Source organism: Phenylobacterium sp. (genome assembly GCF_031425575.1).
Classification (GTDB): Bacteria; Pseudomonadota; Alphaproteobacteria; order Caulobacterales; family Caulobacteraceae; genus Phenylobacterium.
The window spans coordinates 1-26800 of sequence record NZ_JANPJP010000241.1; the positions used below are offsets into that span (position 1 = coordinate 1).

The 26800-nt window shown below is 65.8% G+C and carries 28 protein-coding genes, 1 tRNA gene and 1 pseudogene; 15 read left to right on the top strand and 15 right to left on the bottom strand.

Annotated elements, in window-relative coordinates; all coding sequences use genetic code 11:
* Positions 1-294 (top strand): hypothetical protein (locus RMO97_RS13590; RefSeq protein WP_310541587.1); only part of this gene is annotated, 294 nt, incomplete at its 5' end.
* 44 nt (positions 295-338) lie between these two features.
* Here RMO97_RS13590 and RMO97_RS13595 read toward each other — a convergent pair.
* The 3 genes from RMO97_RS13595 to RMO97_RS13605 are packed head-to-tail and all read right to left on the bottom strand — an operon-like array spanning position 339 to position 1584.
* The gene (locus tag RMO97_RS13595) at positions 339-1052 is read right to left on the bottom strand and encodes a hypothetical protein (protein WP_310541588.1); all 714 of its coding nucleotides are present in this window, start codon (positions 1050-1052) and stop codon (positions 339-341) included.
* Positions 1052-1309 (bottom strand): hypothetical protein, encoded by a 258-nt coding sequence (locus RMO97_RS13600; protein ID WP_310541589.1) that lies wholly within the window; start codon positions 1307-1309, stop codon positions 1052-1054. The genes RMO97_RS13595 and RMO97_RS13600 overlap by 1 nt, the downstream gene beginning before the upstream one ends.
* Before the next feature lie 26 nt (positions 1310-1335).
* On the bottom strand, positions 1336-1584 hold the full coding sequence (locus RMO97_RS13605; protein WP_310541590.1) for a DUF2188 domain-containing protein: 249 nt from the start codon (positions 1582-1584) through the stop codon (positions 1336-1338).
* A 478-nt stretch (positions 1585-2062) separates the two neighbouring features.
* Between RMO97_RS13605 and RMO97_RS13610 the strand changes: the two genes are divergently transcribed.
* Both RMO97_RS13610 and RMO97_RS13615 read left to right on the top strand, forming a co-directional pair.
* Positions 2063-3058 (top strand): recombinase family protein, encoded by a 996-nt coding sequence (locus RMO97_RS13610; RefSeq protein ID WP_310541591.1) that lies wholly within the window; start codon positions 2063-2065, stop codon positions 3056-3058.
* Positions 3059-4046: 988 nt separating this feature from the next.
* Positions 4047-5063 carry a phage integrase SAM-like domain-containing protein gene (locus tag RMO97_RS13615; protein WP_310541592.1) on the top strand — a complete coding sequence of 339 codons (1017 nt, stop codon included), beginning with the start codon at positions 4047-4049 and terminating at the stop codon, positions 5061-5063.
* Here RMO97_RS13615 and RMO97_RS13620 read toward each other — a convergent pair.
* The 3 genes from RMO97_RS13620 to RMO97_RS13630 all read right to left on the bottom strand — a co-directional run bounded on the left by RMO97_RS13620 (position 5060) and on the right by RMO97_RS13630 (position 6362).
* Complete coding sequence (locus RMO97_RS13620) at positions 5060-5206, bottom strand: hypothetical protein (RefSeq protein ID WP_310541593.1); 147 nt, start codon at positions 5204-5206, stop codon at positions 5060-5062. The two genes, RMO97_RS13615 and RMO97_RS13620, sit on opposite strands and share 4 nt — an antisense overlap.
* 16 nt (positions 5207-5222) lie before the next feature.
* Positions 5223-5729: a hypothetical protein gene (locus tag RMO97_RS13625; RefSeq protein ID WP_310541594.1), complete on the bottom strand. Its 507-nt coding sequence runs from the start codon at positions 5727-5729 to the stop codon at positions 5223-5225.
* 123 nt (positions 5730-5852) lie between these two features.
* A complete protein-coding gene (locus RMO97_RS13630) occupies positions 5853-6362 on the bottom strand; it encodes a hypothetical protein (protein ID WP_310541595.1) in 510 nt (169 codons plus the stop codon).
* 406 nt (positions 6363-6768) lie between these two features.
* Between RMO97_RS13630 and RMO97_RS13635 the strand changes: the two are divergent.
* Together RMO97_RS13635 and RMO97_RS13640 are read left to right on the top strand one after the other, a co-directional pair.
* Positions 6769-6972: pseudogene (locus RMO97_RS13635) on the top strand (AAA family ATPase); the annotation flags it as partial.
* Positions 6973-7103: 131 nt separating this feature from the next.
* On the top strand, positions 7104-7295 hold the full coding sequence (locus RMO97_RS13640; RefSeq protein WP_310541596.1) for an AAA family ATPase: 192 nt from the start codon (positions 7104-7106) through the stop codon (positions 7293-7295).
* Here RMO97_RS13640 and RMO97_RS13645 read toward each other — a convergent pair.
* A complete protein-coding gene (locus tag RMO97_RS13645; protein WP_310541597.1) occupies positions 7265-8050 on the bottom strand; it encodes an SDR family oxidoreductase in 786 nt (261 codons plus the stop codon). The genes RMO97_RS13640 and RMO97_RS13645 overlap by 31 nt on opposite strands.
* Positions 8051-8108: 58 nt before the next feature.
* Positions 8109-8336 (bottom strand): helix-turn-helix transcriptional regulator, encoded by a 228-nt coding sequence (locus RMO97_RS13650; RefSeq protein WP_304780725.1) that lies wholly within the window; start codon positions 8334-8336, stop codon positions 8109-8111.
* 164 nt (positions 8337-8500) lie between these two features.
* On the opposite strand from RMO97_RS13650, the gene RMO97_RS13655 reads away from it, so the two are divergent.
* Positions 8501-8800 carry a hypothetical protein gene (locus RMO97_RS13655; RefSeq protein WP_310541598.1) on the top strand — a complete coding sequence of 100 codons (300 nt, stop codon included), beginning with the start codon at positions 8501-8503 and terminating at the stop codon, positions 8798-8800.
* Between the two features lie 3 nt (positions 8801-8803).
* On the opposite strand, the gene RMO97_RS13660 is transcribed toward RMO97_RS13655, so the two are convergent.
* Both RMO97_RS13660 and RMO97_RS13665 read right to left on the bottom strand, forming a co-directional pair.
* On the bottom strand, positions 8804-9547 hold the full coding sequence (locus RMO97_RS13660) for a Sir2 family NAD-dependent protein deacetylase (protein WP_310541599.1): 744 nt from the start codon (positions 9545-9547) through the stop codon (positions 8804-8806).
* 13 nt (positions 9548-9560) lie between these two features.
* Positions 9561-10058 carry a YbjN domain-containing protein gene (locus RMO97_RS13665; RefSeq protein ID WP_310541600.1) on the bottom strand — a complete coding sequence of 166 codons (498 nt, stop codon included), beginning with the start codon at positions 10056-10058 and terminating at the stop codon, positions 9561-9563.
* A gap of 160 nt (positions 10059-10218) precedes the next feature.
* Here RMO97_RS13665 and RMO97_RS13670 point away from each other — a divergent pair, with 160 nt between their 5' ends.
* Both RMO97_RS13670 and RMO97_RS13675 read left to right on the top strand, forming a co-directional pair.
* Positions 10219-10677 (top strand): chemotaxis protein CheW, encoded by a 459-nt coding sequence (locus RMO97_RS13670; RefSeq protein ID WP_310541601.1) that lies wholly within the window; start codon positions 10219-10221, stop codon positions 10675-10677.
* Between the two features lie 103 nt (positions 10678-10780).
* A complete protein-coding gene (locus RMO97_RS13675) occupies positions 10781-12079 on the top strand; it encodes an ammonium transporter (protein ID WP_310541602.1) in 1299 nt (432 codons plus the stop codon).
* On the opposite strand, the gene RMO97_RS13680 is transcribed toward RMO97_RS13675, so the two are convergent.
* Both RMO97_RS13680 and RMO97_RS13685 read right to left on the bottom strand, forming a co-directional pair.
* Positions 12076-12360 carry a DUF167 family protein gene (locus tag RMO97_RS13680; protein WP_310541603.1) on the bottom strand — a complete coding sequence of 95 codons (285 nt, stop codon included), beginning with the start codon at positions 12358-12360 and terminating at the stop codon, positions 12076-12078. The two genes, RMO97_RS13675 and RMO97_RS13680, sit on opposite strands and share 4 nt — an antisense overlap.
* Positions 12360-12665 (bottom strand): YggT family protein, encoded by a 306-nt coding sequence (locus RMO97_RS13685; protein ID WP_310541604.1) that lies wholly within the window; start codon positions 12663-12665, stop codon positions 12360-12362. Before RMO97_RS13685 ends, RMO97_RS13680 begins: the two co-directional genes overlap by 1 nt.
* A 108-nt stretch (positions 12666-12773) precedes the next feature.
* Here RMO97_RS13685 and RMO97_RS13690 point away from each other — a divergent pair.
* From RMO97_RS13690 to RMO97_RS13705, 4 genes are all read left to right on the top strand, one after another.
* A tRNA-Ala gene (locus RMO97_RS13690) sits at positions 12774-12849 on the top strand.
* A 92-nt stretch (positions 12850-12941) separates the two neighbouring features.
* Positions 12942-14384, top strand: coding sequence for an MBOAT family O-acyltransferase (locus RMO97_RS13695; RefSeq protein WP_310541605.1), 1443 nt, complete (start codon positions 12942-12944; stop codon positions 14382-14384).
* A 6-nt stretch (positions 14385-14390) separates the two neighbouring features.
* Positions 14391-15983, top strand: coding sequence for an alginate O-acetyltransferase AlgX-related protein (locus tag RMO97_RS13700; protein WP_310541606.1), 1593 nt, complete (start codon positions 14391-14393; stop codon positions 15981-15983).
* A gap of 103 nt (positions 15984-16086) precedes the next feature.
* A complete protein-coding gene (locus tag RMO97_RS13705; RefSeq protein ID WP_310541607.1) occupies positions 16087-16869 on the top strand; it encodes a metallophosphoesterase family protein in 783 nt (260 codons plus the stop codon).
* 3 nt (positions 16870-16872) lie between these two features.
* On the opposite strand, the gene RMO97_RS13710 is transcribed toward RMO97_RS13705, so the two are convergent.
* Together RMO97_RS13710 and polA are read right to left on the bottom strand one after the other, a co-directional pair.
* Entirely contained in the window at positions 16873-17748 is an 876-nt protein-coding gene (locus tag RMO97_RS13710; protein ID WP_310541608.1) for a DUF1206 domain-containing protein, read from the bottom strand.
* 100 nt (positions 17749-17848) lie between these two features.
* A complete protein-coding gene (polA, locus tag RMO97_RS13715) occupies positions 17849-20713 on the bottom strand; it encodes a DNA polymerase I (RefSeq protein WP_310541609.1) in 2865 nt (954 codons plus the stop codon).
* A 204-nt stretch (positions 20714-20917) separates the two neighbouring features.
* On the opposite strand from polA, the gene dnaN reads away from it, so the two are divergent.
* Positions 20918-22036 (top strand): DNA polymerase III subunit beta, encoded by a 1119-nt coding sequence (gene dnaN / locus RMO97_RS13720; protein WP_304777333.1) that lies wholly within the window; start codon positions 20918-20920, stop codon positions 22034-22036.
* Here dnaN and RMO97_RS13725 read toward each other — a convergent pair.
* The gene (locus RMO97_RS13725; protein ID WP_310541612.1) at positions 22033-23571 is read right to left on the bottom strand and encodes an energy transducer TonB; all 1539 of its coding nucleotides are present in this window, start codon (positions 23569-23571) and stop codon (positions 22033-22035) included. The genes dnaN and RMO97_RS13725 overlap by 4 nt on opposite strands.
* Before the next feature lie 119 nt (positions 23572-23690).
* On the opposite strand from RMO97_RS13725, the gene recF reads away from it, so the two are divergent.
* Positions 23691-24836: a DNA replication/repair protein RecF gene (gene recF, locus RMO97_RS13730; RefSeq protein ID WP_310541610.1), complete on the top strand. Its 1146-nt coding sequence runs from the start codon at positions 23691-23693 to the stop codon at positions 24834-24836.
* Positions 24833-26800, top strand: a 1968-nt coding sequence (locus tag RMO97_RS13735; protein WP_310541611.1) for a DNA gyrase subunit B, incomplete at its 3' end; no start/stop codon positions are given. The genes recF and RMO97_RS13735, both read left to right, overlap by 4 nt.

Below are 26800 nucleotides of genomic sequence, written 5' to 3' on the forward strand. Positions count from 1 at the left end.
ACACCCGGAGGGCTAAGCGGCGGACCGGTGTTCAACGAGAACGGCAGGGTGGTAGGGATCTTGTCCAAATCGCTTGGCGATGCGGAAAGCGGACGTCCGTCCTACGTGTCACTCATTTGGCCGGCCCTGATCGCCGAAGTAGATGCAACTTGGCCGCCCAATTGGCCCGATGGCCGGGCCAGCGTGAAGATGGGAGTGAAGCTCGGATGGGTTAAGGCCACCGATCTCCACTATTCCACACACGATGGAAAATTGAGTTTGGTGCTTCCAAAGCCGGTAGGTCCGGCTGTCTAAAAGAGGTCCGAGGCACTCATGCGGCACCGCGATTCGGCCGAACCTTATCCGGGTTGCGACTCAGAAAAGGCCCGGGCGCCCTCAGTCGACTCTCCGAAGCGTGGGTTGTACTTTCGAGCTTCTTGAAGAGAGACATAAGGGACTTCGACCCTTTGTCGGTGTTTGCCGCCAAAAGCGTCTTCGATGACCACCGCGATTGCGGCGTGGCCCCTTCTAATTAATGGCAGGCAAGCTCCCCAAGCCTCTGTACCTTCAAAATATATAACACCGTTCGTGATTTCGCCGATATCCAAGTAAGTGTTCGCAGAATCTCCAGTGATAAACCCCTTTTGTGTCAAGAACGGGTAGATCTTCGTCTCCCCCTCCTCCCTTAAGATCGCTTGGAAGTCCGCCAGCGCCACACATTGGTGGCGAATCCACTGACTGGAAAAGGCTCGCCATCTGAAGCCTACACTAATGTTGCCAATTGAAGTTGGCGCCGACCCAGCGTTTGCTACATGCAGGTAGATCGAAATGCAGGTGCGATGCGAGGGCTTGCCGTCCAAATCCCGGCCTGTTGGAACCACTGCGTAAAGAGTCGGTCCGGGTGTAGCTTCGATCTTGAGCCGAGGCCTCCTGCGGAGAGCGGAGATAATTCCGCTAAACCATGCAAACGCAGCCGAAGCGCCAAAAATCAATACTGCCAGGACGCCCTGGTTGGCGTTTAGCCAGCCGAATAGAGAATCAAAGTTCAGTTGGTCGATGGCAGGCGTTCCCATCAACCTCCGCCGGTGTTTCTAGCGATCATGATCGCCTGGGCGCTGGAACCCCAAGACCCCTGAAAGTATGCGTCGTACATGCGCCGGTCCCTATAGATCGGCTCACTTCCGAGTGCATTCCAATCTCCGGTGACGACATCGCTGATTCCGAATTCGCCTTCGCTTCCCAGCAGCTCAACAACAGCGAAGCCATCACTGTGGCGCACGACAATCATTCCCTGATTGCCGGACACGAACACAACCTGTCCCTCGGACATCACAACCTCCTGGGCACGCTGCTCGATCAGTGTTCCTTGTCCTTTGGGGGGTTCGGATCGTTGCCGGGTGCGATCGTATCTTTGCTACGGATCAAGCCGTCTCGACCCTTCACAGTCAGTTCCCCGCCGCCTTGATTGATCAGCATCTGTTTTGCGGATCGGATCGCTTCCTGCTGGGTTCGATGCACGCTTGAAGCTCTATCGGCGTAATTGCGCTCGTTTGCCCAGGTGCCGTCGGGGCGTTTCGAAATCATTCGGTCTCGGTCTTTGCTCATAGCATCACTCCTTGCATTGGAACGAACGTAGAACGATTCTCGCGGGTTGTAAGGCTAGAGAGACTCTCTCTCGGCGAGTCCTTGGCCAAGAAGCCAAGCCCTTCGAGTTCCATCGGGTCCGCACCTACATGCGTCGCACAGGGGTGCGTCATTTTCGGTTGTGGGAGCGAGGCCGATGCTTGTCGGTGGTGGTGATGCAGTCAATATTCGACCCGAAGTCGTCAAGGGCGGTGCCATGGAAGGTTACACACGCTCGTTGTGGTTCGAATTCCGACAGGAGGTAATTCGACTGGACGGTGGAGTGTGTCTGCGTTGCGGCAGAGGAGCCGCGGACGGAGTGGTCCTGCAAGTCCACCACAAACAGTACATCGCAGACCGAAAGCCTTGGGAGTACCCGCACCATCTGTGTGAAACTCTTTGCCGGGGGTGTCACGCTCGTGAGCACGGCAAAATTCTGCCCGGCTTTGGATGGGTGTGCGTGGGCCATTCCGATCTAGAGGACCTGATCGGCACCTGTGAATTGTGCGGGACCTCCATCCGCCACGTCTTCTTCGTTCAGCACCCAAACTGGCCGTCGATGGAAGTCGGAGAGCAGTGCTGCGATCACATAACGTGTTCAGAGGCTGCCAGTAGCCACATGGAATCGATGAGACGTTTTAGCGAGCGCCGTAAGCGCTTCGTTTCCTCGCCTCGTTGGACCAAGACGGTGAGTGGTTTGAGGATAAGACAGAAGGGGATCGACCTTCAGGTCTGTGCTGGCGGTGGCGCATACCTTCGTGTCAGCACGGCTGGGCAAGCTCGAACCGGGCTTGGGATTGAAGCCCAGCGCCTGTCGGTCCAAGGCCTTTGCCAAGGCCGGGGCTACGAGCATCTGGCCGAATTCACTGAAGTGGAAAGTGGCAAGCGGTCTGACCGAGCCGAGCTTGCCCAGGCGCTCCACAGAGCCAAAATGACTGGCTCCGTGCTGGTCATCGCCAAACTCGACCGCCTCTCTCGAAACGCCGCCTTCCTGCTGACCCTCCGAGACAGTGGCGTTCGGTTCGTCGCCGCTGATATGCCAGATGCCAACGACCTAACCATCGGTGTCCTGGCGGTTATCGCCCAGGCGGAGCGGGAAGCCATTTCAAAGCGGACCAGCGAAGCCCTGCAATCGATCAAGCTTCGCATCCTTGCGACGGGCAGCCACACGTCCACACGGTCTGGACGAACAATTGGGCGACTGGGCAACCCCAACGGCAGCCAACCACTCCGGCGCTCCGGTGATGGAGGTTTGGCGGGAGCATCAGCAGGGCGACTGGCCGCTGACAACCGAGCGGACGACCTGAGGCCAATCATCGTCGCCCTTCAACAGTCTGGCTGCGTTTCATTCGCAAGTCTGGCGGCGGGTCTCAATCTCGCTGGCGTGCTCACGCCAAGGGGCCGACGTTGGCACCCAGCTTCGGTCAGGAACGTGCTCAAGCGGCTGGGTGATTGACCCTGCTGCGGCTCCAGCATTCACCTTTTAAAGGCTGTTTGGGGTGTCGTCGCTGCACGAAGACCAAAGAAAAAGTTCATCTTGCCGGCCGCATTCGCCCGAAATGCTGTGTGCAGCAAACGGTAGCCCCGGCTCGCTGAGATCCCTCTGCCTCCCAACAGCAACAATTTCTGAACGCTGAGGCAGGGATGTCACTCGGTGCGGTCGTTAAGATGGCCCTATTTCCCCTTCATTAACAAGGGTTTGGAGCGGAACGCCGGGCAATATATAGGGAAATTCGATCTCGCCAACTGAAAGTATAAATTCGGCTAAACCCGGCGTGTCTTAGATATTGCGGCCCGAACGTAAGTCCAGTGAGGTAGTTCTTTATTAAGAGGAGCTATCTTGATGACAGTTTATATAACCGCCCCCTTCCTATACACCTTCCCTAAACCCACTTTTCATTGCCGACCCACTTGGCCTTTGATCGAAGGTCCCGCTCGCCGCCCCAATGCGGGCGCCCCTCTCGCACCCCTATTCAGTCTGGTGCCGGCGGGTCAGCCAAGCTTGCTCATGCCTCCACAATCCGTGGCCGGCCCTTTGCGCATCAGCCCACCGGCCTATTGCGAGAGTCCCCCAGGAGACTTGGGACTCATCTCTGACCACTGCGCTCGTCGAGGTCAGGCCGATGAGTAAGCTCAACTGGCAGCGAGGGCGGTTTGCCGGAATGCCCACCGAGGAAGTCCGCCCGACCAAGAAGGTTGGTGCTGGCTGTTGGAGCCACGTGAAGCGGGAGCCTGTTCGGGTTTACACGCCCGAAGAACGTGAGGCGTTTGAAGCCCTCCGTCGGAAACGCCAGGGGCCATGAGCCCCTCGGCCGGCCGGAGCGGGCCTACCGGCAAATTCCGCATCAATATTGAAACCTGTGCGGCGGAGCGTCCCAAATGCATCCGCCACAACAATTTTCGTCACGTTATTTGAATAACATCAAACCAAAAAAGTACCCGAAATGCTAAAATCTACACATAAATTCAGGGCGTTTGCTGATCGACTGATTCTGGATACGGAGACCGAGGTCCTGCTCGGCAATCGAAGCCAAACCCTCCTCAGAGATTATCGCCAACGGAACGACTGTTATTGCGCCCCTTTCCTATGGGACCTCCCGATCCGGGAGATCGACAATCGGAAGCTCAAGGACTTTGTCGCCTACCTTTCGGGCAAGGGCCTAAAGTCGACAAGCGTCGAGGCGATCCTTTCATTCGTGAGTATGGTCTTGAAGCTGGCGGCGGATGAGAACTGCATCCAGATCTTGCCAAGAATTCCGAGGCCCCGGCACAAAGACTGCCCTCGACCGGCCTTCACACCAGGGCAATATAAGACGCTCATTGCCACCTGCAAAAAGGTCGAGAAGGGCAATCCGACCGTCAATTTTAAGCGGTCAGTTGTCGACGCCGAGTTGCGTTGGATGATTACGTTCATGGCGAACGCCTTTCTACGCCCTCGTGACCTATTCACGCTGAAACACAGCCACGTCGAAGTTGTGGAACGTGAAGGCGCCAAATTCCTGCGGCTGAACCCGCCGGCGTCAAAGCGCCACAACGGACCCATCATCACGATGCCAGCCGCTGTCGATATCTATCGTCGAGTGACCCAGGCCAGCGCCAAGAAGGGATTCGGACGTCATGATGATTATGTCTTCCTCCCTGACAGGGCCGACCGGACATACGCCCAGGAAATCGCCAGCCGACAATTTGGGCAGATCCTCAAGATTGCCGGGCTCAAGTCTGACGACAAAGGCGCTGCGTTCTCGCTCTATTCAATCCGGCACTACGCCATCACCACCCGGATTCGGAACAGCGAGAACCTGAACCTGTTGGTGCTGGCCCGAAATTGCCGCACCAGCGTCGAGATGATTGACCGCTTCTACGCCAGTTCTCTCACGGCCGAGATGCAGGTGGAGTCCCTGCAGAGCTTCAGGAGGCCCAGCCGCTACTCTGTCGAGGCGACAACTGGTCAGAGCGGCTAGGCCTCGTCGGGCTTTTCACATTGATCGGCGTTGGCCAGCCGGTTCATCTCCGCGATCTGTTCGGAGGTGTAGCCGTCCGGCCTTTCAGGGCTCTTGAAGTGGATCGTGGCGAAGATAGCTGGAACTCTGCCAGCCTTCGCCACGATCCCTCGAGGGCGTTTAGGACTTCCGGGTTTCATCGGAACCGCCAGCACCAAAACGCCCATAGATTTCGCCGGCAGCTTCGGCCAACGCTTCATCAAGGCGTCCGGCCATGACCTCTTGTCTGAGCGCAGGAAGAACTCGCAGCAGTTCGCTCAGGTCCGAGAGCACCAAGACATTCTTACCGTCCTTCACCCGCAGTCGAGCCGACCCGTGGCGAAGTGCGAACTGCACCAGCCCATTGTCGTCGATCCACCACCACGGAATGACTCGCTTCTCCTGTTCGACCTGGAACATCTCATCGGTCTCCAAATCTCGTCGGCGGCGAGTCACCACCTTCCTGTATCGCTGCCCCTCCAAGGTGGCTTCGACGAGACGCAGCTGGTCCATCAAAGCCGCTGAAAGCTTTTGACGCCGGTTCCTGACTGGGTCGAAGCCCTTCTCTCGTTCGGGCTGTTCAACAACATTCAGTCCATCCAATATTGATTTGGACCGCTTCGCGGTGGCCTTCGGCGTGGTATCCATTCTGTGTTTCCTCCCGCTTGGAAGCTATTAGGCAATAATCTATTATCAAGGCTTCGGCAGTCCGAAGCCCTGAGTTTCTAGTTGTGTGTCCGAATACTCGCCGACTGCTCGTCGAATTATGTATTATCCCTCTAAAGGGGCAGTCTCGTTGATGTTTGGAACTCTGGTGTTCAGCACGTCGACGGCGTCAAACGACCCGAGGCTGAACACGTGTTTATTGACGTACCGAAGAGCGCCGTTGAAATCGCCGATCGCTTGGACGTCCTGACCGACTCCCCGGCCACCATGATCTAGGTTGCACCAGGTGCGGATAATGAGATCACCAATGTCGCCCAGATAGGGGTTTGCCTTCTGGTGGAGCGCCCCGTCCGGCACGCCAATCAGAACGTGAGCATGCAGACCTTGGTCGAAGTTCGACTCGTGCACGACGTATGTCGCAAGAAAGAGCTTCTTTCGCCGGCCATACTTGGGGCCGAACAACTTGGTGTTTACCCGGTGAAAGCACTCGCCGACGAACCGACTGAGCTCCTGCGCCCCGACACGACGCTTGGTCGTGAGGGTGATGAAGTACCGATCAGAGCAGGCGCTGATGAAGTCCGTTACGGTCGGAATCCACTCTCGACTGCGCCGCAAACCCGCAACCTCACTGAGGTCAGAGCCTGTCGAGGCCGCACGACGGCCTGACGAGTTGGCCGGGCTACACCATGAGCGTTCGGCAGCAGTGATTGACCCCGCTAGAGGGGTTGATTGTTGTGTGATGAGAGTTTGATGAGGTGTTGGAGAGGGTGCGTTCATGGTGCAGATATTTATGTCCACTAACCCGCCATCTACCTCCGTAAGGCCGATTTATTTTCGAGGTTCGTCTCGATCTATGTCGTTGTAATTTCTCGCGAATTCCCACGAACTGAAGCATTCGTAATGATGGGGTCAGGTGTTCGAGTCACCTAAGCGGCACCATTTTTTCCAATGAAAACAAGTAACTGAGCTCCGCCGGCACGGCCTTGCGCGCGCCTGCGTGGGCGATGGGGAGGGCCGCGTCATGACGCGATACATACTCACCGGCGCGCCCGGGGCGGGGAAGACCGCCCTGCTGCGGCTGCTGGAGCGCCGGGGCTACGCGGTGGTCGAGGAGGCGGCGACCGACGTCATCGCCCTGGAACAGGCGCGTGGGCGCGAGGAACCCTGGACCGATCCGGGCTTCATCGACCTGATCATCGCTCTGCAGAAGCAGCGGCAGACGGGGGTCGGGTCGGGGTTCTTCGACCGCTCGCCAGTCTGCACCTTGGCGCTGAGCGCCTTCCTGGCTTTCCGCCCTCGGCGGCCCTGCGGGCCGAGGTCGCCCGGATCGAGGCCGAGCACACCTATGAGCGCCGGGTGTTCTTCGTCCAGAACCTGGGCTTCGTCACGCCCACGGCGGCGCGGCGCATCAGCTACGAGGACGCGCTGCGGTTCGAGCAGGTCCATATCGAGACCTACCGTCGCCTGGGCTATGACCTGGTCTTCATCCCGCCGGGTGAGCTGGAAGCCCGCGCCGATCAGGTCTTGGCGAACACGCCCTTCCAGTAGTCGCGCATGGCCTCCACCGCCGGACGCAGGCCTTGGGTCTGCCTCTCGGCGTGGGCGCCGACTCCGTGGTGCAGATGGGGGCTGGAGATCGAGTCCCAGATCACCTTGGTGACGTCCTCCACCGAGCCGGGGACCGACTGGGCTTCCTCGATGGCGCTGCGGAACACCTGGCCCTCGGCGCTGGCGGTGGAGTCCAGCAGGGGGGTGTCGATATAGCCCGGCATGATGCAGACGACGCGGACGCCGAACCGGGAGTATTCCAGGTCCAGGGCTTCCGAGAGGCCGCGAACCGCGAACTTGGTGGCGCCGTAGACGGCCAGGCGCGGCGGGCCCGACAGGCCGGCGCTGGAGGCGATGTTCACCAGGACGGAGTCCTTGGTGGCCTTCAGCAGGGGCAGGGCGGCGTAGCTGCCATAGATGACGCCCCGCAGGTTGACGTCGATCTGCAGGTCCCAGTCTGCCGAGGTCTGGGTGTCGAACCAGCCGTAACGGGCCAGGCCGGCATTGTTGACCATCACGTCCAGCCGGCCGCCGCTGGCCTTGCCGAAGCGGGCGAGCGCCAGGCCCCAGGCCGCCTCGTTGCGAACGTCCAGGCGCACGGCGAGGACCTTGTCGGGATCGAATCCTTCGGCGGCCTTGGCCAGGGCGTCCTCGTCCACATCCGACAGCCCGACGAAATAGCCCTCGGCGGCGAAACGCCTGGCGGTGGCCAGACCGATGCCGCTGGCGGCGCCGGTGATGAAGCAGGCTTTCATATGACTCTCAGACCCCATGGACTTGGCTGGGAGCATGTCGTCCCTGGGAGTAGAGCCGTCAAGCGCGGCGGAGAAGCACCGCCCCGGTCCAGCCGGCCTCGGCCAGCAGCTTCACGCCGTTCTGCTCCAGGGCCTTGGTGAGGCGCTTCTGGGTGGTTCCATGGGCCGGCCGACCGTTTTCGAACTGCGAGATGGTGGTGAAGGCGACACCGGACTTCTCGGCCAGGTCCTTCAGGCTCCAGTCGAGCAGGGCGCGGCCGGCGCGGCAGCATTCGGGGGTCAGCATGGCGGAACTCCATGGGAATCACGCACGAATCCTCCGCCGCGAGCGTTAAAAATTCATCGCCAAGAGGGCGAGAGGTGGCGTGATGGCGCGCGGGCGCCTTGCCCCGCCAGGACAAGAGGCCTAGTTCCGGGGGCGGCGCCTGTCGCCCAAGACCTAAAAGCGCCATGACCGACGAACCTCGCCCCCGCAAGATCCTGAGCCTGAAGAACCCGCCGACGCGGCCTCTGGGGCCAGAGCCGATCCGCAAGGCCGCGCCGCCTCCGCCTCCGCCTCCGCCGCCGCCACAGGTCTTCGCCTGGAAGTGCAAACCCTGCGGCGCGGGATTCAATGTGAGCGATCAGCTGGCCGACGATGTCGTGATCCGCTGCCCGTCCTGCAACGCCAAGATCGGCCAGGTGGCCGATTTCCGCGCCGATCCGACCCCCACCAAGCTGCGCGCCCGGCCGGTCAAGCCGGCGCCCTAACCCCTAAAGCGACGCGGCGACCTCGCTCATCGCCGGACCGATTTCGTCATTCAGCACCAGGTCGGCCATGCCGTCGATATCGGTGGGCTCGCGATTGATGATGGCCAAGGCCGCGCCGTTGCGCTTGGCGATCTGGGGCAGGGCGGCTGCGGGATAGACCACCAGGGACGAGCCCAGCACCAGGAAGAGGTCGCTGTTCAAGGCCTCCAGCTCGGCCTTGCGCAGCACCTCTGGCTTGAGCTGCTGGCCGAAGGAGATGGTGGCGGTCTTCACGATCCCACCGCAGGCCTCGCAGACCGGCGGCTCGTCGGTCTCCACGAACCGGACCTTCAGGTCGGCCAGCTCGTGGCGCAGGCCGCAGTCGAGGCAGGTCGCATAGCTGGCGTTGCCGTGCAGCTCGATCACCCGACTGGCGGGTATGCCGGAGTCCTGGTGCAGATTATCGACGTTCTGGGTGATGACGCTGGAGAGCTTGCCCGCCTCCAGCAGGCGGACCAGGGCGAAATGACCCTCATTGGGCGAGGCGCCCACCCAACCGGCCCGGCCGGAAAAGGCCCGCACCCAGGCCTCGCGGCGCTTGGCCGGATCGGCGACGAAGTCCTGGAACAGGATCGGGCTCATCTTGCTCCACACTCCGCCGGGGGAGCGGAAGTCGGGAATGCCCGACTCGGTTGAGATGCCCGCCCCGGTGAAGGCGACGATGCGGCGGGCCCTGCTGATCATCCTGCCCAGGTTCTGCCGTGTCACGATCCCTCCGGGGCTACTGGCCCTTGAAATAGGTGGCGGGGCCGCTGGTGAAATCGTCGAAGTCGGCGACGCAGGTCAGCCACTCCTTCTGCTGGGCCACCACATCCTCGCGGCGGTCGTTCACCGAGGGCCGCAGGGCGTACCAAGCATAGGGGTGGTTGTCCTTGTTGAGATAGGCCGGGCACAGATAGGCGTTGCGGTTCCAGAGGTTGACCTGCTCGAAGTTCACCAGGTCGGCGTCGTCCCAGCCCAACTGGTAGACCACCAGGTCGCAGACGGTCTTGGTCTTGTCGCACTTCAGGAAGTTGACCTCGAAGATCAGCTTGCCCACCAGGCCCTTGATCCAGGGCTCCCCCTTGTCGTCGGTCTTGAGTTCTCCGCTGGCGCCGTTGGTCTGCAGCACGGCCAGGACGTCAGCGGGCTTGCGGGCGTCGAAGGCCGACGCGGGCGTGACGAAGGCCAGCAGCGCGGCGGTGAGCGCCGCGGCCCCGGCGATGATGCGGAATGTCATGTCGTGTCCCCCTGCGGTCAGCCTAGTCGCGGGGCGACCAGGCCTGCAACCCCTTGGACCCGCTCCGAAAACGAGCGGTGCCGTTAATGAAATCGAGCAGGTTCATAGGGATACTGGTGAAAATCGACCCCGAACAGAACGATTGGGACGTGTTCCGAGAATGAGCCATTCCATACCCCAGCCCGGCGCCGAGCTGATCTCCGTTCGCATAGGCGCCCAGTCCTACGCCATCGACATCATGGCGGTCCGCGAGATCCGCGGCTGGACGGCGGCCACGCCCCTGCCCCACGCCCCGCCCCACGTTCTGGGGATGATGAACCTGCGCGGAGCCATCCTGCCGGTCATCGATCTGGGCGCACGCCTGGGCCTGGGGCCTGCCGAACCCAACTCCTCCTCCGTCGTGGTGGTGGCCCAGATCGGCGAGGCCCAGGTGGGCCTGGTGGTGGACGCGGTCTCCGACATCCTCACGGTGACCCAGGGCCTGATCCAGTCGCCTCCGGACATCGGCGGCGAAATCCTCAACTACGTCAATGGCGTGATGACGATTGACGCCGGCATTGTCAGCCTGCTGTCCCTTGAGAATGTCATGCCGCCAGAGCCGATAGTGCTCGCCGCCTGAGGCGAGCCTGCCCGCTTTTTGCGCGCGCCCTGAATATTTTGTGCCTGCACAACAGGCAAAGACTCCTGTAGCCAAGGCCCTCTGACCAGTTGGGGGACGGGGCATGACGGTTCGGACGCTGACGCGCGTGGGCGCGCTGATCGCAGGTCTGGCCCTGGCGTCGCCGGCCCTGGCGCAGGCCCCGGCGCAGGCCATCGATCACGGGCACACCGCCTGGATACTCAGCGCCACGGCGCTCGTCCTGTTCATGACCCTGCCGGGCCTGGCCCTGTTCTATGCCGGGCTGGTGCGCTCCAAGAACGTGCTGTCGGTGATGACCCACTGCGTGGCCATCGCTTGCCTGGCTTCGGTGCTGTGGCTGCTGGGGGTCTACAGCCTGGCCTTCTCCGGATCGAACCCGCTGATCGGCGACCTGGCCAAGTTCGGGCTGGTCTCGGTGGGCCGCGACGCGGTCACCGGCGCCCTGCCGGAGAGTGTCTTCTTCGCCTTCCAGATGACCTTCGCCATCATCACCCCGGCCCTGATCGTCGGCGCCTTCGTCGAGCGCATCAAGTTCTCCGCCGTGCTGGTGTTCTCCGGCCTGTGGCTGATCGTCGTCTATGCGCCGGTCTGCCACTGGGTCTGGGGCGGCGGCTGGCTGGCCCAGATGCGGGTCATGGACTATGCGGGGGGCCTGGTGGTCCACGCCACGGCGGGGGTCTCGGCCCTGCTGATCGCCTGGCGCCTTGGCCCGCGCGACGGTTTTCCGCGCGACCTGTCGCCGCCGCACAATCCGGGCATGACCATGATGGGCGCCGGCATGCTGTGGGTCGGCTGGTACGGCTTCAACGCCGGCAGCGCCCTGGCCGCCGACGGAAACGCTGGCGCGGCGCTGATCGCCACCCACCTGTCGGCCGCCACTGCGGGCCTGGTCTGGGGCGCCATCGAGTGGAAGCGGTTTGGCCGCCCCAGCATGGTGGGCCTGGTGACCGGGGTGGTGGCTGGCCTGGCCACCGTCACCCCGGCCTCCGGCTTCGTCGGCCCCCTGGGCGGCATGGTGCTCGGCGCCGCGGGCTCGCTGATCTGCTATCAGGCCGTTGATTTCGTGAAGCACAAGATGAAGATCGACGACAGTCTCGACGTCTTCGCCGTGCACGGCGTCGGCGGGATCCTCGGAACCCTGCTGGTGGCGGTGCTGGCCAGTACGGAGCTGGGCGGCGTGGGATATGCGCAGGGTGTCACTATGGGGTCCCAGGCCGTGACCCAGGTGCTGGGTGTGCTGGCGGTCTGCGCCTGGTCGGGGATCGCCACCCTGGTGCTGGTGGCCCTCACCCGCCGCACGGTGGGCCTGCGCGCCAGCGACGACGCGGTGGACGAGGGCCTGGACATGTCGGCCCATGGCGAGCGGGCCTATAATCCCTAGGGCTGCGCCCGAGGCCCAAAGGCGGTGTCGAAGTCGGCTTCGGTCGCGTCTTCGACCTCGATCATCTTCACCCGCGCCGTCTCGCCCGAGACGATGCGCAGGGCGGACCTGGGCCGTTTCAGCGCCTTGGCGAGGAAGGCCAGCAGGGCGGCGTTGGCCGCGCCATCGGCGGCCACGGCGCTCACCCGCACCTTGAGATAGGACCGGCCCTCGGCGTCGAGTGCCCATCCGTCCGCCCTGTCCCGGCCGCCCTTGGGCGTGACCCGGACGGGCAGGCGCATCAGCCCAGCAGCGCCATCAGCGGTGCGAAGGCCATCGGCAGGAGGTAGGTCTTGATCCCCTGCAGGATCAGCAGGACGATGATCGGGCTGATATCCACGCCCCCCAGCGGCGGAATGATCCGCTGGAAAGGCGCCAGGATCGGCCGGGTCACGGCGTCCAGGAATTTGGCGATGTTGTAGACCACCTGGTTGCGCAGGTTGATCACATCAAAGGCCACCAGCCACGAGATGATGGCGTTGGCGAAGATGGCGAAGATCAGCAGGCTCAGAAGCGAACTGACGATGAAGTAGAGGAAGCTGCCCATGGTCCCGGTTTAAAGGGGCCCGTGTGTCGCTGGCAAGGCGCTGCGTCGCCATCGCGTATTTCTGCCGCTTGACAGGAGGGGTCCGAAAACGCTTATTCCGCGCCTCCTGGGGCCGTAGCTCAGATGGTAGAGCGCCTCGTTCGCAATGAGGAGGTCAGCGGTTCGATTCCGCTCGGCTCCACCAGGAACCTTCCGAGACCCTGAATCCGGGCCGGCGTGTCTTGCCGCCCGACCGCGCGCCTGCCACAAACCGCGTCTGCCAGCGCTGGGGGGCGGATGGTCTTCTCGTCCATCATTTTCATGTTCTATTTTCTGCCCGTCTTCCTGCTTGGCTACTATGTCAGCGGCTGGCGCACGGGCGCCCTGCTGGTGGGCAGCGTGGCCTTCTACACCTGGGGCGAGGGGTCCTATGTCTTCCTGCTGCTGGGGCTGATCGGCGCCAACTACGCCGGGGCCCGCGCCATGGACCGCGCCAGGACGCCAGCCGGCCGTCGCTGGGTCCTGACCGTGATGATCGTACTCGATCTGGCCGTCCTGGCCTGGTTCAAGTACGCCGGCTTCCTAGCCCAGACCCTCAACGACGTCCTGCCTGGCGACCCATTGCCGGCCCTGACCCACCGCCTGCCGCTGGGCATCTCCTTCTTCACCTTCCAGCTGATCAGCTACGCCATCGACATCTATCGCCGCGCCGTGCCGGTGGAGACCTCGATCGGCCGGTTCGCCGCCTACATCCTGATGTTCCCGCACCTGATCGCCGGGCCCATCGTGCGCTACGCCGACATCCGTGAAGAGCTGCAGGGGCAGCGCAAGGGCTCGGGCCGGATCGGCCTCGGGTTCCAGTACTTCATCGTCGGCCTGTGCCAGAAGGTGCTGATCGCCAACACCGTGGCGCCGGTGGCCGACCACGCCTTCGGCCTGCCGCCCGGGACCCTGACGGCGACGACAGCGTGGCTGGGGGCGCTGGCCTACAGCCTGCAGATCTATTTCGACTTCTGCGGCTATTCGAACATGGCCATCGGCCTGGCCTTCATGCTGGGCTTCACCTTCCCCAAGAACTTCAACCACCCCTATGCCGCGACTTCGCTCACCGACTTCTGGCGGCGCTGGCACATCTCCCTGTCCTCGTGGTTCCGGGACTATGTCTACATCCCTCTGGGGGGGAACCGGGGCGGGCAGGCGCGCACTATCCGCAACCTGCTGATCGTCTTCTTCCTGACGGGCCTTTGGCACGGGGCGGCCTGGAGCTTCATCGTCTGGGGTCTCTATCACGGGGCCTTCCTGATGCTGGAGAGGTTCGGGTTCGACAAGGTGCTGGCCACCGCGCCGCGGTTGCTGCGCCACGCCTACGCCCTGGTGGTGGTGATGATCGGCTGGGTCTTCTTCCGCGCCGCCGACCTTCCGGCCGCCCTGGACTATCTGGCGGTGATGCTTGACCCGGGAGCCTTCAGACCCCTCGGCCTGGCCCTGCAACACCTGCTGGACACCGAGGTGCTGCTGGCCTTCGCCGCCGGCGCGCTCTTCGCCTTCCCGACCCTGCAGGCGGTGATGACCCGGCTGAAGGCCCAGCGCTCGGACGCGCCCTCGCCACAGCTTCCGGCCCACCTGGACACCCGGGCCGCCCACGTCCTGCCGACTCCCGTCCTGGCCGCCGGTTTCGGGCTCAGTATCGCGGTGCTGGTCAATTCGACCCTCAACCCCTTCCTTTATTTCCGGTTCTGAGGGGACATGGAGAAGCCCGCCCCCCGCCACGGCCTGATCGCCGCCATCCTGATCCTGATGGCCACAGCCTTCCTGCTGCGCCCCATGATGAAGCCGCCGCAACTGCAGGAGGGCCGGGTGCTGGCGGGGCCCCCGGCCTGGACGGGCTTGACCAAGCTCCACGAGCTGAGGCGCCAGACCGACGCCTGGGTCGCCGACCGCTTTCCCGCGCGGCCCTATCTGATCGGCTGGCTGAACGCCGCCCGGCTGGCGATCGGCGACAGCGGGTCGGACCGGGTGCTGGCGGGGCGCGACGGCTGGCTGTTCTACAACGACGGCACGCGCCTGGGTCCCGCGCGGGCCAAGCCACCCCTCACCGACGCCGAGGCGGCTGAGTGGCTCCGGGGCCTGTCGGGGCGGGTCGCGACCCTGGAGGGGACGGGCGCGGCCTATCTGGTCGTGGTCCCGCCGGCCAAGGAGACCATCTATCCCCAGTTCGGTCCGGCCTGGTTCCCAGGCCCCAGTCCGCAGCGGACCAGCCTGAAGCTCGCGGCCCTGGCCGCCCGCACCGAGCCCGGCCATGTGGTCCACCTACGCGATCCGGTCCTGGCCGTGGCCGCCTCGGGAACCGACGCGTTCAGCCGCCACGACACCCACTGGACCGGCGACGGGGCCTATGCCGGCTACGCCGCGATCATGGACCAGCTGCGCGCCCAGGGGATCGACCAGCCGACCCGCCCGCTGAGCGACTTCCGGCCGGTGGTGAACGGGGTCAATCCGCCCCGCGACCTGGCGCTCATGCTGGGCGTGGCGAGCTTCGTGCCCATCCACTATCGCGGCTATGTCGATCCCGCCGCCGAGACCTACCGCACGACCTGGCTTTCCGAGCGTCGCGGCTGGATCGCGCCCCAGGTGGTGGAGACCGGCCAGGCCGGCAAACCGACCCTGCTGCTGACCCGCGACTCCTTCTCGAGCGCCCTGACGCCCTTCCTGCTGGGACACTTCAGCCGGGTGGTCCTGACCCATATCGACGACGGCTTCTGGCGCCAGGACCTGATTGATCGCTTCAGGCCCGACGTGGTGATGCTGGAGGTGCAGGAGCACGGCCTGGGCTTTTCCATGCGCGGCTCGCCCCCGGTCTCGGAGGCGGCCGAGGCGCGGATCGAGCGTGCCCTGCCGAATGCGCCCACCCATGGCCCCCTGGCGCCGTCGGCTCCGTCACGCGGGCGCTTCGTTCGGATCAGCGCCGCGCCGCCGTCCCTGGCCGGCCTTGACGCCTCGGCGCCCATACCGACCTGCGCCGTCGACCAGGCCCTGATGGGGATGCACGGCTTTGTGGTGGCCGGCTGGATCTCCGACCTCTCCCCCGAGCCGCGTCCCACCCAGGGCGGTGTGCGGCTCAGCGGCCCGGCCGGTGACTTCGTCCAGCCCCTGCAGATGGACCAGGTCCGGCCCGACGTCGGGGCCTACTTCAAGCGGCCGGTGGCCGAGCCCAGTGGTTTCGCCGCCACCCTCAGTCTCCAGGGCCTGCCGCCCGGGACCTACGACCTGAGGGTCTATCGCCGTAGCGCCACGGGTTGGATCGGCTGCTCGGGGCCTAAGGGCCTGATCCGACCCTAGACGGCTTGTTCATCGGTCGCGACGGGTCGTCTTTCCAGACTCGCATACGTTGAACCCACCGGGCGGCCTCCCTAGACTAGGGCGCTCAACCAGAGGCCCGCCCTTGTTCTCCCGTCTGTTCGGCCGCAAGACCCCGGAAGCCCCGCCCTCCACCGAGGGGCGGCTGGCCTATGCCGTGGGGGATATCCATGGTCGTCTCGACGCCTTCGACGCCCTGCTGCACGTGATCGCCCAGGACGCCCTGGCCTCACAGCCGACCCAACGGCCCATGCTGATCCTGCTGGGGGACTATGTGGACCGGGGCCCGGCCTCGGCCCAGGTGGTCGATCGGATCCTGAAGCTGCAGACCGAGCCGGCCTTCGAGGTCCGCGCCCTCAAGGGTAATCACGAGGAGGCCCTGCTGCAGTTCCGCGATGAGCCTGGCTTTGGCCAGACCTGGGTGGAGCACGGCGGATCGGCGACCCTGGCCTCCTACGGGGTGCAACCCCCGGCCACCCGTACCGACGCCGACGCCTGGGAGACCGCGCGGCTCGCCTTCCGGGAAGCTCTGCCGCCCTCCCACATGGCCTTTTACGAGAGCCTGGAGATCATGATCACCCAGGGCGACTACGCATTTGTCCATGCCGGGATACGGCCCGGCGTACCCCTGGATCGCCAGGTGGAGCGCGACCTGCTGTGGATCCGGGCGGAATTCCTGCAATCCACGGCCAAGTTTGAGAAGGTCATCGTTCACGGCCATACGCCGATGGAGGAGCCTCAGGTGATCGCCGGCCGCCGCATCGGAGTCGACACAGGCGCCTACGCCACGGGCCTGCTGACCGCTGTGCGCCTGGACGACGACGGCCACCGTATCCTGCAGGGCCGGGCGGTCAGGTCAGCTGCCTAGCGCTCAGCCGATGACCTCTTCAACCGCCATCCGGCGGTAGCGGGCCTCGATCAGCGCGAAGACGCCGAAGGCGATCAAACCTATCGCCACAAGAATCAGCAGGGCGTCGCCAAAGGGCTGCGCCTCCATCATCTGCAGGGCGCCGCCCATGCCCGTGGCCTCTCCGCTGCGGGCCTTCAGGCCCGCCATCAGCATCAGGCCGCCCACGGGCAGGAAGGCTACGCCCCGCCCCAGATACCCGGCGCGCCCGACCCAGGGCGCCCACTTGCGGACAGCCTCCTCACAGGCCAGCCGCTTGCAGAAGTCCCGGCCGAACACCTGGATGATGTTGCCGACGCCGGCGCCCAGGATGAACAGTCCGGCCGCCGCGATCAGCAGTTCGCCGCCGGGCAGGTCAAGCACCTTGGCCACGGTCTGGCGCGTCCGAGCCTGATCGTCGGTCTCGGTGAAGCCTGCCAGGGTGTCGATCAGACCGAAGACCGAGATCCCCAGGGCGCCGTAGACGACACCGCTGATCGCCTGGCCGGCCCGAGAGCCGATGGCCTTGAGGCTGGCGCCCTGCCGGTCGGCGTCGAACACCGACTGTAGCAGGCGCCAGCCCGCGAAGGCGTAGAGGCCAAGTCCTATCAGCCACAACAGCAACACGCCGAACGGCCAGTTCGCCCAGGTCTCAAGGACGCCGCGCGAGCCTTCCGCCTTGGGCGTCAGGTCCAGGGCCGCAGCCACCGCCATGGCGCCGATGCTGAGATAGATGAAGCCGCGCGCCAGATAGCCAGCGCGGCAGGCCAGTTCGGCCAGCGCCCCCAGGGGCGCAGTCGTCAGCCAGCTGCGGACCTGGACGAAGGCGCTGGCGGAGGGTTCGGTGGCGAAGGTCGGCACGGACAGGGGCCCCACGCCCAAGCGGCGCAGTGGCGGAAACGTCAGCCCGGGCGCCCGGTTCCTAGTTCGTATGCGGTTATATGACCGGCGGGGTCGGGGGTCAGTGGGCGTCGTCCCAGTTCTTGGCGGCGCGCGCGTCCACCACCAGGGGCACCGAAAGCGCCACTACCGGCTCGGCGGCGTGCTCCATGACCCGCTTGGCCACCTTGATCAGCGCGTCGGCCTCGGCTTCGGGGGCCTCGAAGACCAGTTCGTCGTGCACCTGCAGCAGCATGCGGGCCTTGAGGCCTGACTCTTTCAGCGCGGCGGGCATGCGGATCATGGCCCGGCGGATGATGTCGGCCGCCGCGCCCTGCAGGGGGGCGTTGATGGCCGCCCGGTCGCCGAAGGCCCGCTCGGCCTGGGACTTGGAATAGACCGCCGGGATATTGACCTTGCGGCCGAAGATGGTGGTGACGAAGCCCTGGGCCCGCGCCCCCTGCTTGGTGCGGTCCATATAGGTGCGGATGCCGGGGAAGCGCTCGAAATAGGTCTTGATATAGGCCCCGGCCTCGTCCTGCGGGATCGACAGCTGGTTGGCCAGGCCGAAGGCGGAGATGCCGTAGACGATGCCGAAATTGATCGCCTTGGCCCGGCGGCGCGTTTCGGCCGGCATGCCCTCGATTGGCACGCCGAACATCTCCGAGGCCGTCGCCGCGTGGATGTCCTGGCCCTCCAGGAAGGCCTTCTTCAGCTGCGGGATGTCGCCGACATGGGCCAGCAGGCGCAGTTCGATCTGGCTGTAGTCGGCGCTGATCAGGACGTGGCCCGGCTCGGCGATGAAAGCCTTGCGGATCTTGCGGCCTTCCTCGGTGCGCACCGGGATGTTCTGCAGGTTGGGGTCGGAGGAGGACAGCCGCCCTGTCGTCGTGGCCCCAAGCGCATAGCTGGTGTGGACGCGGTTGGTGCGCGGCGAGATCGCCGCGGCCAGGTTGTCGGTATAGGTGCCCTTCAGTTTGGAGAGTTGCCGCCAGTCCAGCAGGACGCGGGGCAGTTCGTGGCCGGCGGCGGCCAGGTCCTCGAGGATCGAGGCGTCGGTCCCTTGCGCCCCCGTGGCGGTGGTCTTCTTAGAGGCCAGGCCCATCTCCTGATAGAGCACCTCGCCGATCTGCTTGGGGCTGCCCAGGTTGAAGGGCCGGCCGGCCAGTTCGTAGGCCTGGGCCTCCAGCTCGGTCATCCGCACAGAGAAGTCGTGGCTCAGCCGGGCCAGCTGGTCGGGATCGATGCGGATGCCCTCGATCTCCATCTGCGCCAGGACCGCGGGCATGGGTCGTTCCAGGGTCTCATAGACCGTGAGCAGGCCCTCGGTGTTCAGGCGCGGCCGCAGCAGCAGGTAGAGCCGCAGGGTGACGTCGGCGTCCTCGGCGGCGTAGCAGGTCGCCGGCTCCAGCTGCACATGCTTGAAGCTCTTCTGCGCCTTGCCGGTCCCGGCCACCTGCTTGAAGGGGATGGGCTCGTGGTCCAGCCAGCGCTTGGAGAGCTCGTCCATGCCGTGGCTCTTGTGCAGGCCGGCCTCCAGCACGTAGCTGATCAGCATGGTGTCCTCGATGGGGGACACGTTGATCCCTTGGCGCGACAGGACGGCGATGTCGTACTTGGCGTTCTGCGCCACCTTCAGGACCGCCGGGTCCTCCAGCAGGGGCTTCAGCCGGGCGATCACCTCATCATGCGTGATCTGGGTCAGGTCGGCCGGGGCGTCGAATTCCAGTCCGCCCTCGTGCTCGTGGCCCACCGGGATGTAGCAGGCCTCGCCGGGCGCGATGGCCAGGGACACGCCGCAGAGGCCGGCGTTGGCCGAGGACAGCGAATCCGTCTCGGTGTCGAAGGCGATGACGCCGGCCGCATGGGCCTTGGCGATCCAGGCGTCGAGGGTCTCGATGTCGCGGACGCAGACATACTTGGTGACGTCGACGGGGCCGTGATCGGTGGCGGTGAACGGGCGCGGCGCCGGGGTCGCAGGCGCGGCCGGGGCGCGGGTCCCGCCGCCGCCGCTGGCCACCCGGCGGCCAAGCGTGTGCAGGCCCATCTCCTCCAGGAAGGCGGCCAGCACCTCAGGCGTCGGCTCAGCCACCTTCAGGTCGTCGATCGGCGAGGGCAGGGGGGTGTCGCAGTCCAGCTGCACCAGCTGCCGCGACAACCGGATCTGGTCGGCGAAGTCGATCAGGGTCTGGCGGCGCTTGTCCTGCTTGATCTCGCCGGCGCGGGCCAGCAGCGTGTCGAGGTCGCCATACTCGTTGATCAGCAGGGCGGCGGTCTTGATGCCGATCCCCGGCGCGCCCGGCACATTGTCGACGCTGTCGCCGCACAGGGACTGGACGTCCACCACCTTGTCGGGGGCGACCCCGAACTTCTCCATCACCTGCTCGGGCCCGATCAGCAGGTTCTTCATGGTGTCGAGCATGCTGACCCGGTCGCCCACCAGCTGCATCAGGTCCTTGTCCGACGAGACGATGCGCACCTCACCGCCCATGTCGCGGACCTTGCAGGCATAGGCCGCGATGATGTCGTCGGCCTCGTAGCCCGGCAGCTCCAGGCAGGGCACGCCGAAGGCCAGGGTGGCCTCCCGCACCAGGGGGAACTGAGGGACTAGGTCCTCCGGCGGCGGCGGGCGGTGGGCCTTGTACTTGTCGTACAGCTTGTTTCGGAAGGTCTTCTCCGAATGGTCGAACACCACGGCCAGGTGGGTGGGCGCATCGGTCTGCGCCTTCATGTCCACCAGCAATTTCCACAGCATGTTGCAGAAGCCCGAGACCGCCCCGATCGGCAGGCCGTCGCTCTTGCGGGTGAGGGGCGGCAGGGCGTGGAAGGCCCGGAAGATGAAGCCTGAGCCGTCCACCAGGTAGAGCCGGACCGCTGGTCCGTCCTGGGTGTTGTCGCGGGGCAGGTCGGGCAGGGGCGGGGCGTCGGCGATCGGCGTATCGGTCATGGCCCCAGGATAGGCGCGACGAGGCCGATGGTCACCTGCGCAGAGCCGGCTGGAGCGGCTCAAGGCCACTTAACTTCGCCTTCCACAAACGAGGGCCCCCGCCCCCCTTCCGTGCGGCGGCGTTTCGGTTAAAGTCGCAAGTCCCTTCCTCCTCGGGAGGCGGCGGCGCACGGGCGCGCCGTTGGCCACAGGTTCGGACTGACCATGAAATTGACGATCGAGCGGGCGGCGCTTCTGAAGGCGCTCGGGCATGTGCAAAGCGCGGTGGAACGCCGCAACACCATTCCGATCCTCTCCAATGTGCTGCTCTCGGCCGAGGGTGAGCGCCTGACCTTCTCGGCCACCGATCTCGACATGGAGATCATCGACGAGGCCTTCGCCCAGGTGGAGCAGCCGGGCCAGATCACCGCGCCCGCCCACACGCTCTATGAAATCGTCCGCAAGCTGCCGGATGGCGCCGACGTGTCGCTGTCCTTCACTGGCGAGGACCCGCGCCTGACCGTGGCCGCCGGCCGCTCGCGCTTCAACCTGCCGGTCCTGCCGGCCGGGGACTTCCCGGTGATGTCCGCCGATGGCCTGTCGGGCCGCATCGGCGTCGATGTCGGCGACCTGATCCGCCTGATCGACAAGACCAAGTTCGCGATCTCCACCGAGGAGACCCGCTATTATCTCAACGGCCTCTACCTGCACTCGGTGGTGGAGGGCGGCGTGGCCAAACTGCGCGCCGTGGCCACCGACGGCCACCGCCTGGCCCTGGCCGAGATGATCGCGCCCGAGGGTTCGGCGGGCACGCCCGGCGTCATCGTGCCCCGCAAGACCGTCAACGAGGCTCGTCGCCTGCTGGAGGACGCCGGCGAGACCGTCGACCTGGCGCTGAGCCCCCAGAAGGTGCGCTTCGAATTCGGCGGCGCGGCTTTGACCTCCAAGGTCATCGACGGCAACTTCCCCGACTATGTCCGGGTCATTCCCCGCGACAACGACCGGGTGATGATGGTGGACAACAAGCTGTTCGCCAAGGCCGTGGACCGGGTGGCCACCATCTCGGCCGAGAAGAGCCGCTCGGTGCGCATGGCCATCGAGCCGGGCCGCGTGATCCTGACCGTCCGCAACATGGAAGCCGGCCAGGCCGTCGAGGAGATCGAGGTCGACTATTCGGGCGAGAGCTTCGAACTGTCCTTCAACGCCCGCTACCTGCTGGACGTCACCGACCAGATCGGCGCCGAACAGGCGGAGTTCCGCTTCGGCGGCCCCAACGATCCGGCCCTGGTCCTCGACCCCACCGACCCCGACGTCCGCTACGTCCTGATGCCGCTGCGGGTCTAGTCCGCCGCGCAGGCGTGGGCGGCGCAGAAGGCGGTTCGGGCCTGGGCGTCGGCCTTCACCTGAATTTCGCCGAGAGCCTGGGCCAACCGGACATTGAAGGCGTCGTCGCGGCCGGTGGCGAGGTGGCCGGCTCGGCTGTGCAGGAAGGCCGCCATGCTCGCCAGTTCCGGCTCGGTGAGGGTGGCCGCATAGACCGCCGCATAGGCGTCCAGCAGGTTTGGCAGGTCGGCGATCGCCGCCCCGCGATAGGCCTCGCCGGCGTCGCGGGCCACGGCGGTGTCCAGGCCGGGCTGGTGGCTCAACAGCCACTGGCCGAGGTCGGCGGCGCGATCGGCCTGCGCCTCGAACCCCTGGGTGCGGACGATCTCGCGGGCCAGGGTCAAGGCCCGTGACGTCCGGGGCCGCACCCGCGTGGGCGGCGTCTCGCGCGCGATGCTGAAGATGGCGGGCAGGTTCACCCGGTCGCCCGCCGCGCCCTGGGCCAGCAGGTCAGGATCAAGCCGGTAGCTTCCCGCCACCTTCAGGCCCGCGGCGCCGAACCCCAGCCGCCGTGGGCCCTGGGCCAGCACCTTGCAGTCCTCCAGTCCGCCCACCTGCGTCACCCGGCACTGCAACATCGCCCAGCCGCTCAGACGGAAAGCCTGGGCCGCCAGCGGATAGGCGGCCTGGGCCTCGACCAGGCTGGGCGCCTGCGACCAGCGCGGCTTGTCGATGATGGCCACCGGCGCCTCGGCCAGGGCGCGCATGTCGGCCAGGCTGGTCCCGCCGTCGCAGTCCTGCCGCCCACAGAAGGTCTCCCGGGCGTTGGCCAAAACGATCTGGGTATGGGCGTCCTGGGCGGCGGCGAAGTCGCGGGCCAGCTCCGTCCCCCGGGCATCCAGTTTACGCTGGGCCGGGCCGTTCAGATAACTGACCCAGTGATGGACCTCGGCCGGGCTCAGCTGGGTGGCGATGCTGCGCGCCACGGCCTCGGCCACCTGGGGAGACGCCTGGCGGCGGGCCTGCGTCAGGGCGGCGAGGCCCTGGGCCCGCACCATGGGGTCGGCGCTGTCGGCCTCGATCCTGTCCAGGTCCCCCGCCAGGCCGCGGGCCAGCCGGCCGGCGATGCCGCTCAGCCGGGCCGCCCGTCGCGCGGCCTCAAGGGCCGCGGGCGCGACGAAGGGTTCGGGGATGGCGTCGACGCCGTCGGGCGGAGGCAAACTGAAGCGGATCGGGATCCTCACCGTACCTCCGGCGACAGGCGCGCCATCCACCGTCTTGGGCCGCATGGCGAACAGCCAGCTCATCTCCAGGGCGGCCTTGTCGAAGCCCAGGCCTCGCGGCGAGGCGGTCGGGCTGACGCAGTCCTGAAGCTGGCCCTTGACGTCTACCGTGCAGCTGATGGTCGCGCGACCCTCGATGCTCAGGGCCCGCGCCAGGCCGGGATAGCTGTCGGCCAGGTCCTCGCCATCGGGGCGGACCAGCCATTCGGGCGGCGAGACGCGAGGTGGGTCGGCCCGCGCCGCGCCCGCCACGGCGAGCGCAGCCAGTCCCATCGCCAACAGCCGCACGCCCGCACCACCCCCTGGAAGTCTCCCACACCCTAGCTTCGCCGGGCGCGGGCTCAAGGCCATGCCGCTTCGCGCGCGAGTGCGAACCCTGTAAGACGCCAGGCGTGACCCGTACGGCCCTTACCCGCCTGACCCTGACCGACTTCCGGTCCTACGGCCGCGCCGAGCTGCCGCTGGACGGCCGTCCCGTCTACCTGATCGGGCCCAATGGGGCGGGCAAGACCAACCTGCTGGAGGCGGTGTCCCTGCTGACCCCCGGCCGCGGCCTGCGAGGCGCCAGCCTGGCCGAGATGGGGCGCCGCATGCCCGGTGAGAGCCAGGGCCGCGCCTGGGCGGTGGCGGCCACCCTCGAGATCGACGGCGATCCGGTGCGGCTGGGAACCGGCACAGAGGCCGCCGGCGCCGCGCGGCGCACCGTCCGGCTGGAGGGCGAGACCGTGCCCCCCGGCCGCCTGGCCGACCACCAGCGCCAGGTCTGGCTGACCCCCGCCCAGGACCGGCTGTTCCTGGAGGGGGCCGGCGACCGCCGCCGGTTCTTCGACCGTCTGGTGTTCGCCGCCGAGCCCGCCCACGCCGCCCACGCCACGGCCTACGAGAAATCCCAGCGCGAACGGATGCGACTGCTCAGCGACGGCCCCCCCGACCCCGACTGGCTGAGCGCCCTGGAGGCCAGGCTCGGCGAGGCCGGCGCCCTGATGGCGGCTGCGAGGGCGAGGACGCTCGTGGCGCTCCAGTCCGAGATCGACGAGCGCGGCGACCGGCCCTTCCCTCAGGCCAGGCTCGGCCTCTCCGGCCCCTGGGAGCAGATGGCCGCCGACGGGGTCGAAACCGAAGAGATCGAGGCCCGGCTGGTGGCCGCCCTGGCCTCGGCTCGGGAGCGGGACGCGGCCGCTGGACGTATGTTGACCGGCCCTCACCGGGGGGACCTGGAGGTCATTCACGCCGAAAAGGACCGCCCGGCCGCGGAGTGTTCGACCGGGGAGCAGAAAGCCCTTATCCTGAACCTGGTTTTGGGCCAGGCGGCGCGACTTTCGCGTGCAGAATCAGGACCAAACCCTATATTGTTGCTAGACGAAGTCGCAGCGCATCTGGACCGCCGCCGGCGGGCCGCATTGTTCGACGAGATCACGGCGCTCAAGCTGCAGGCCTTCCTCACCGGCACCGACGAGCACCTGTTCGAAGATTTGAAGGGCCGGGCCCAGGGCGTCCATGTGGACGGCTCCAGCCTGGTTTATCTGGACACCGAATGACCGACGAAACGCAGATCCCCGACAACACCCCCGAGAACAACGGCCAGGCCGAATACGGCGCGGAGTCCATCAAGGTGCTCAAGGGCCTGGACGCCGTGCGCAAGCGGCCGGGCATGTACATCGGCGACACCGATGACGGGTCGGGCCTGCACCACATGGTCTATGAGGTGGTGGACAACGCCATCGACGAAACCCTGGCCGGCTGGGCCACCCGGGTCGAGGTGATCCTCAATCCCGACGGCTCGGTCACCGTCACCGACGACGGTCGCGGCATCCCAACCGACATTCACGAGGGCGAGGGCGTCTCGGCGGCCGAGGTCATCATGACCCAGCTGCACGCGGGCGGTAAGTTCGACCAGAACTCCTACAAGGTCTCCGGCGGCCTGCACGGGGTGGGCGTCTCGGTGGTCAACGCGCTCAGCGATTGGCTGCGCCTGAAGATCTATCGCGGCGGCAAGGCCTACGAGATGGAGTTCCGCCGCGGCGACGCGGTCTCGCCGCTGATCGTCACCGGCGACGCGCCTCTGCGCGAAAACGGCGAGTTCCTGTCGGGGACCGAGGTCACCTTCATGCCGTCTGTGGAGACCTTCGCCTTCATCGAATTCGACCGGAAGACCCTCGAACATCGCCTGCGCGAGCTGGCCTTCCTGAACTCGGGCGTCACCATCTGGCTGAAGGACAACCGCGAGGCCGAGCCCTTCGAGGAGGTCTTGCACTACGAGGGCGGCATCGAGGCCTTCGTGCGCCACCTGGACAAGGCCAAGACCCCGATCCTGAAGACCCCCATCGTAATCCGCGGCAAGCGCGAGAACGTTGAGCTGGACCTGTCGCTCTGGTGGAACGACGGCTACCACGAGAACGTCCTCTGCTTCACCAACAACATCCCCCAGCGGGACGGCGGCACCCACCTGGCCGCCTTCCGCTCGGCGCTCACCCGCATCATCACCGGCTATGCCGAGAGTTCGGGCGCCACCAAGCGCGAGAAGGTCTCGCTGTCGGGGGAGGACAGCCGCGAAGGTCTGACCTGCGTGCTGTCGGTCAAGGTCCCGGACCCCAAGTTCTCCAGCCAGACCAAGGAAAAGCTGGTCTCCTCGGAGGTGCGCCCCGCCGTCGAGAGCCTGGTCTCCGAAGGCATCGGCCAGTGGTTCGAGGAGCACCCGGTCGAGGCCAAGCTGATCATCGCCAAGATCACCGAGGCCGCCGCCGCCCGGGAAGCCGCCCGCAAGGCCCGCGACCTGACCCGGCGCAAGACCGCGCTCGACATCTCATCCCTGCCCGGCAAGCTCGCCGACTGCCAGGAGCGCGACCCCGCCAAGTCCGAAATCTTCCTGGTGGAGGGCGACTCCGCCGGCGGATCGGCTAAGCAGGCCCGCAACCGCGAGAACCAGGCCATCCTGCCCCTGCGCGGCAAGATCCTGAACGTGGAACGCGCCCGCTTCGACCGGATGCTGGGGTCCGATCAGATCGGCACCCTGATCACGGCGCTCGGCGCCGGCATCGGCCGTGACGACTTCGATATCGAGAAGGTCCGCTACCACAAGATCGTCATCATGACGGACGCCGACGTCGACGGCGCCCACATCCGCACCCTGCTGCTCACCTTCTTCTACCGGCAGATGCCGCAGGTGATCGAGCGCGGTTACCTCTATATCGCCCAGCCGCCCCTCTATAAGGCGGCCAAGGGCAAGTCGATCACCTACCTGAAGGACGACCCGGCGCTGGAGACCTACCTGGTCACTGAGGGCCTGGAGGGCGCGACTCTGGACCTAGCCAGCGGCGAGCGCCTGGTGGGCCCCGACCTGCTGGCCCTGATTCAGACCTCTCGCTCGGCCAAGGCCAATATCGAGCGCCTGTCGTCCCGCGCGCCTGTCTTCGCCATCGAACAGGCGGCCCTGGGCGGCCTGCTGGCCGAGGGGACCAATATCGAGGCCGCCGCCAAGCGGCTCGACCTCTATGCCGAGGAG

What these genes read in the sequence shown, in the direction of transcription:
- RMO97_RS13595 (WP_310541588.1), bottom strand. Translation starts at nt 1,052, where the DNA reads ATGGGAACGCCTGCCATCGACCAACTGAACTTTGATTCTCTATTCGGC.
- RMO97_RS13600 (WP_310541589.1), bottom strand. Translation starts at nt 1,309, where the DNA reads ATGTCCGAGGGACAGGTTGTGTTCGTGTCCGGCAATCAGGGAATGATT.
- RMO97_RS13605 (WP_310541590.1), bottom strand. Translation starts at nt 1,584, where the DNA reads ATGAGCAAAGACCGAGACCGAATGATTTCGAAACGCCCCGACGGCACC.
- RMO97_RS13615 (WP_310541592.1), top strand. Translation starts at nt 4,047, where the DNA reads ATGCTAAAATCTACACATAAATTCAGGGCGTTTGCTGATCGACTGATT.
- RMO97_RS13625 (WP_310541594.1), bottom strand. Translation starts at nt 5,729, where the DNA reads ATGGATACCACGCCGAAGGCCACCGCGAAGCGGTCCAAATCAATATTG.
- RMO97_RS13645 (WP_310541597.1), bottom strand. Translation starts at nt 8,050, where the DNA reads ATGAAAGCCTGCTTCATCACCGGCGCCGCCAGCGGCATCGGTCTGGCC.
- RMO97_RS13650 (WP_304780725.1), bottom strand. Translation starts at nt 8,336, where the DNA reads ATGCTGACCCCCGAATGCTGCCGCGCCGGCCGCGCCCTGCTCGACTGG.
- RMO97_RS13655 (WP_310541598.1), top strand. Translation starts at nt 8,501, where the DNA reads ATGACCGACGAACCTCGCCCCCGCAAGATCCTGAGCCTGAAGAACCCG.
- RMO97_RS13665 (WP_310541600.1), bottom strand. Translation starts at nt 10,058, where the DNA reads ATGACATTCCGCATCATCGCCGGGGCCGCGGCGCTCACCGCCGCGCTG.
- RMO97_RS13670 (WP_310541601.1), top strand. Translation starts at nt 10,219, where the DNA reads ATGAGCCATTCCATACCCCAGCCCGGCGCCGAGCTGATCTCCGTTCGC.
- RMO97_RS13675 (WP_310541602.1), top strand. Translation starts at nt 10,781, where the DNA reads ATGACGGTTCGGACGCTGACGCGCGTGGGCGCGCTGATCGCAGGTCTG.
- RMO97_RS13680 (WP_310541603.1), bottom strand. Translation starts at nt 12,360, where the DNA reads ATGCGCCTGCCCGTCCGGGTCACGCCCAAGGGCGGCCGGGACAGGGCG.
- RMO97_RS13685 (WP_310541604.1), bottom strand. Translation starts at nt 12,665, where the DNA reads ATGGGCAGCTTCCTCTACTTCATCGTCAGTTCGCTTCTGAGCCTGCTG.
- RMO97_RS13695 (WP_310541605.1), top strand. Translation starts at nt 12,942, where the DNA reads ATGGTCTTCTCGTCCATCATTTTCATGTTCTATTTTCTGCCCGTCTTC.
- RMO97_RS13700 (WP_310541606.1), top strand. Translation starts at nt 14,391, where the DNA reads ATGGAGAAGCCCGCCCCCCGCCACGGCCTGATCGCCGCCATCCTGATC.
- polA (WP_310541609.1), bottom strand. Translation starts at nt 20,713, where the DNA reads ATGACCGATACGCCGATCGCCGACGCCCCGCCCCTGCCCGACCTGCCC.
- dnaN (WP_304777333.1), top strand. Translation starts at nt 20,918, where the DNA reads ATGAAATTGACGATCGAGCGGGCGGCGCTTCTGAAGGCGCTCGGGCAT.
- RMO97_RS13725 (WP_310541612.1), bottom strand. Translation starts at nt 23,571, where the DNA reads ATGGGACTGGCTGCGCTCGCCGTGGCGGGCGCGGCGCGGGCCGACCCA.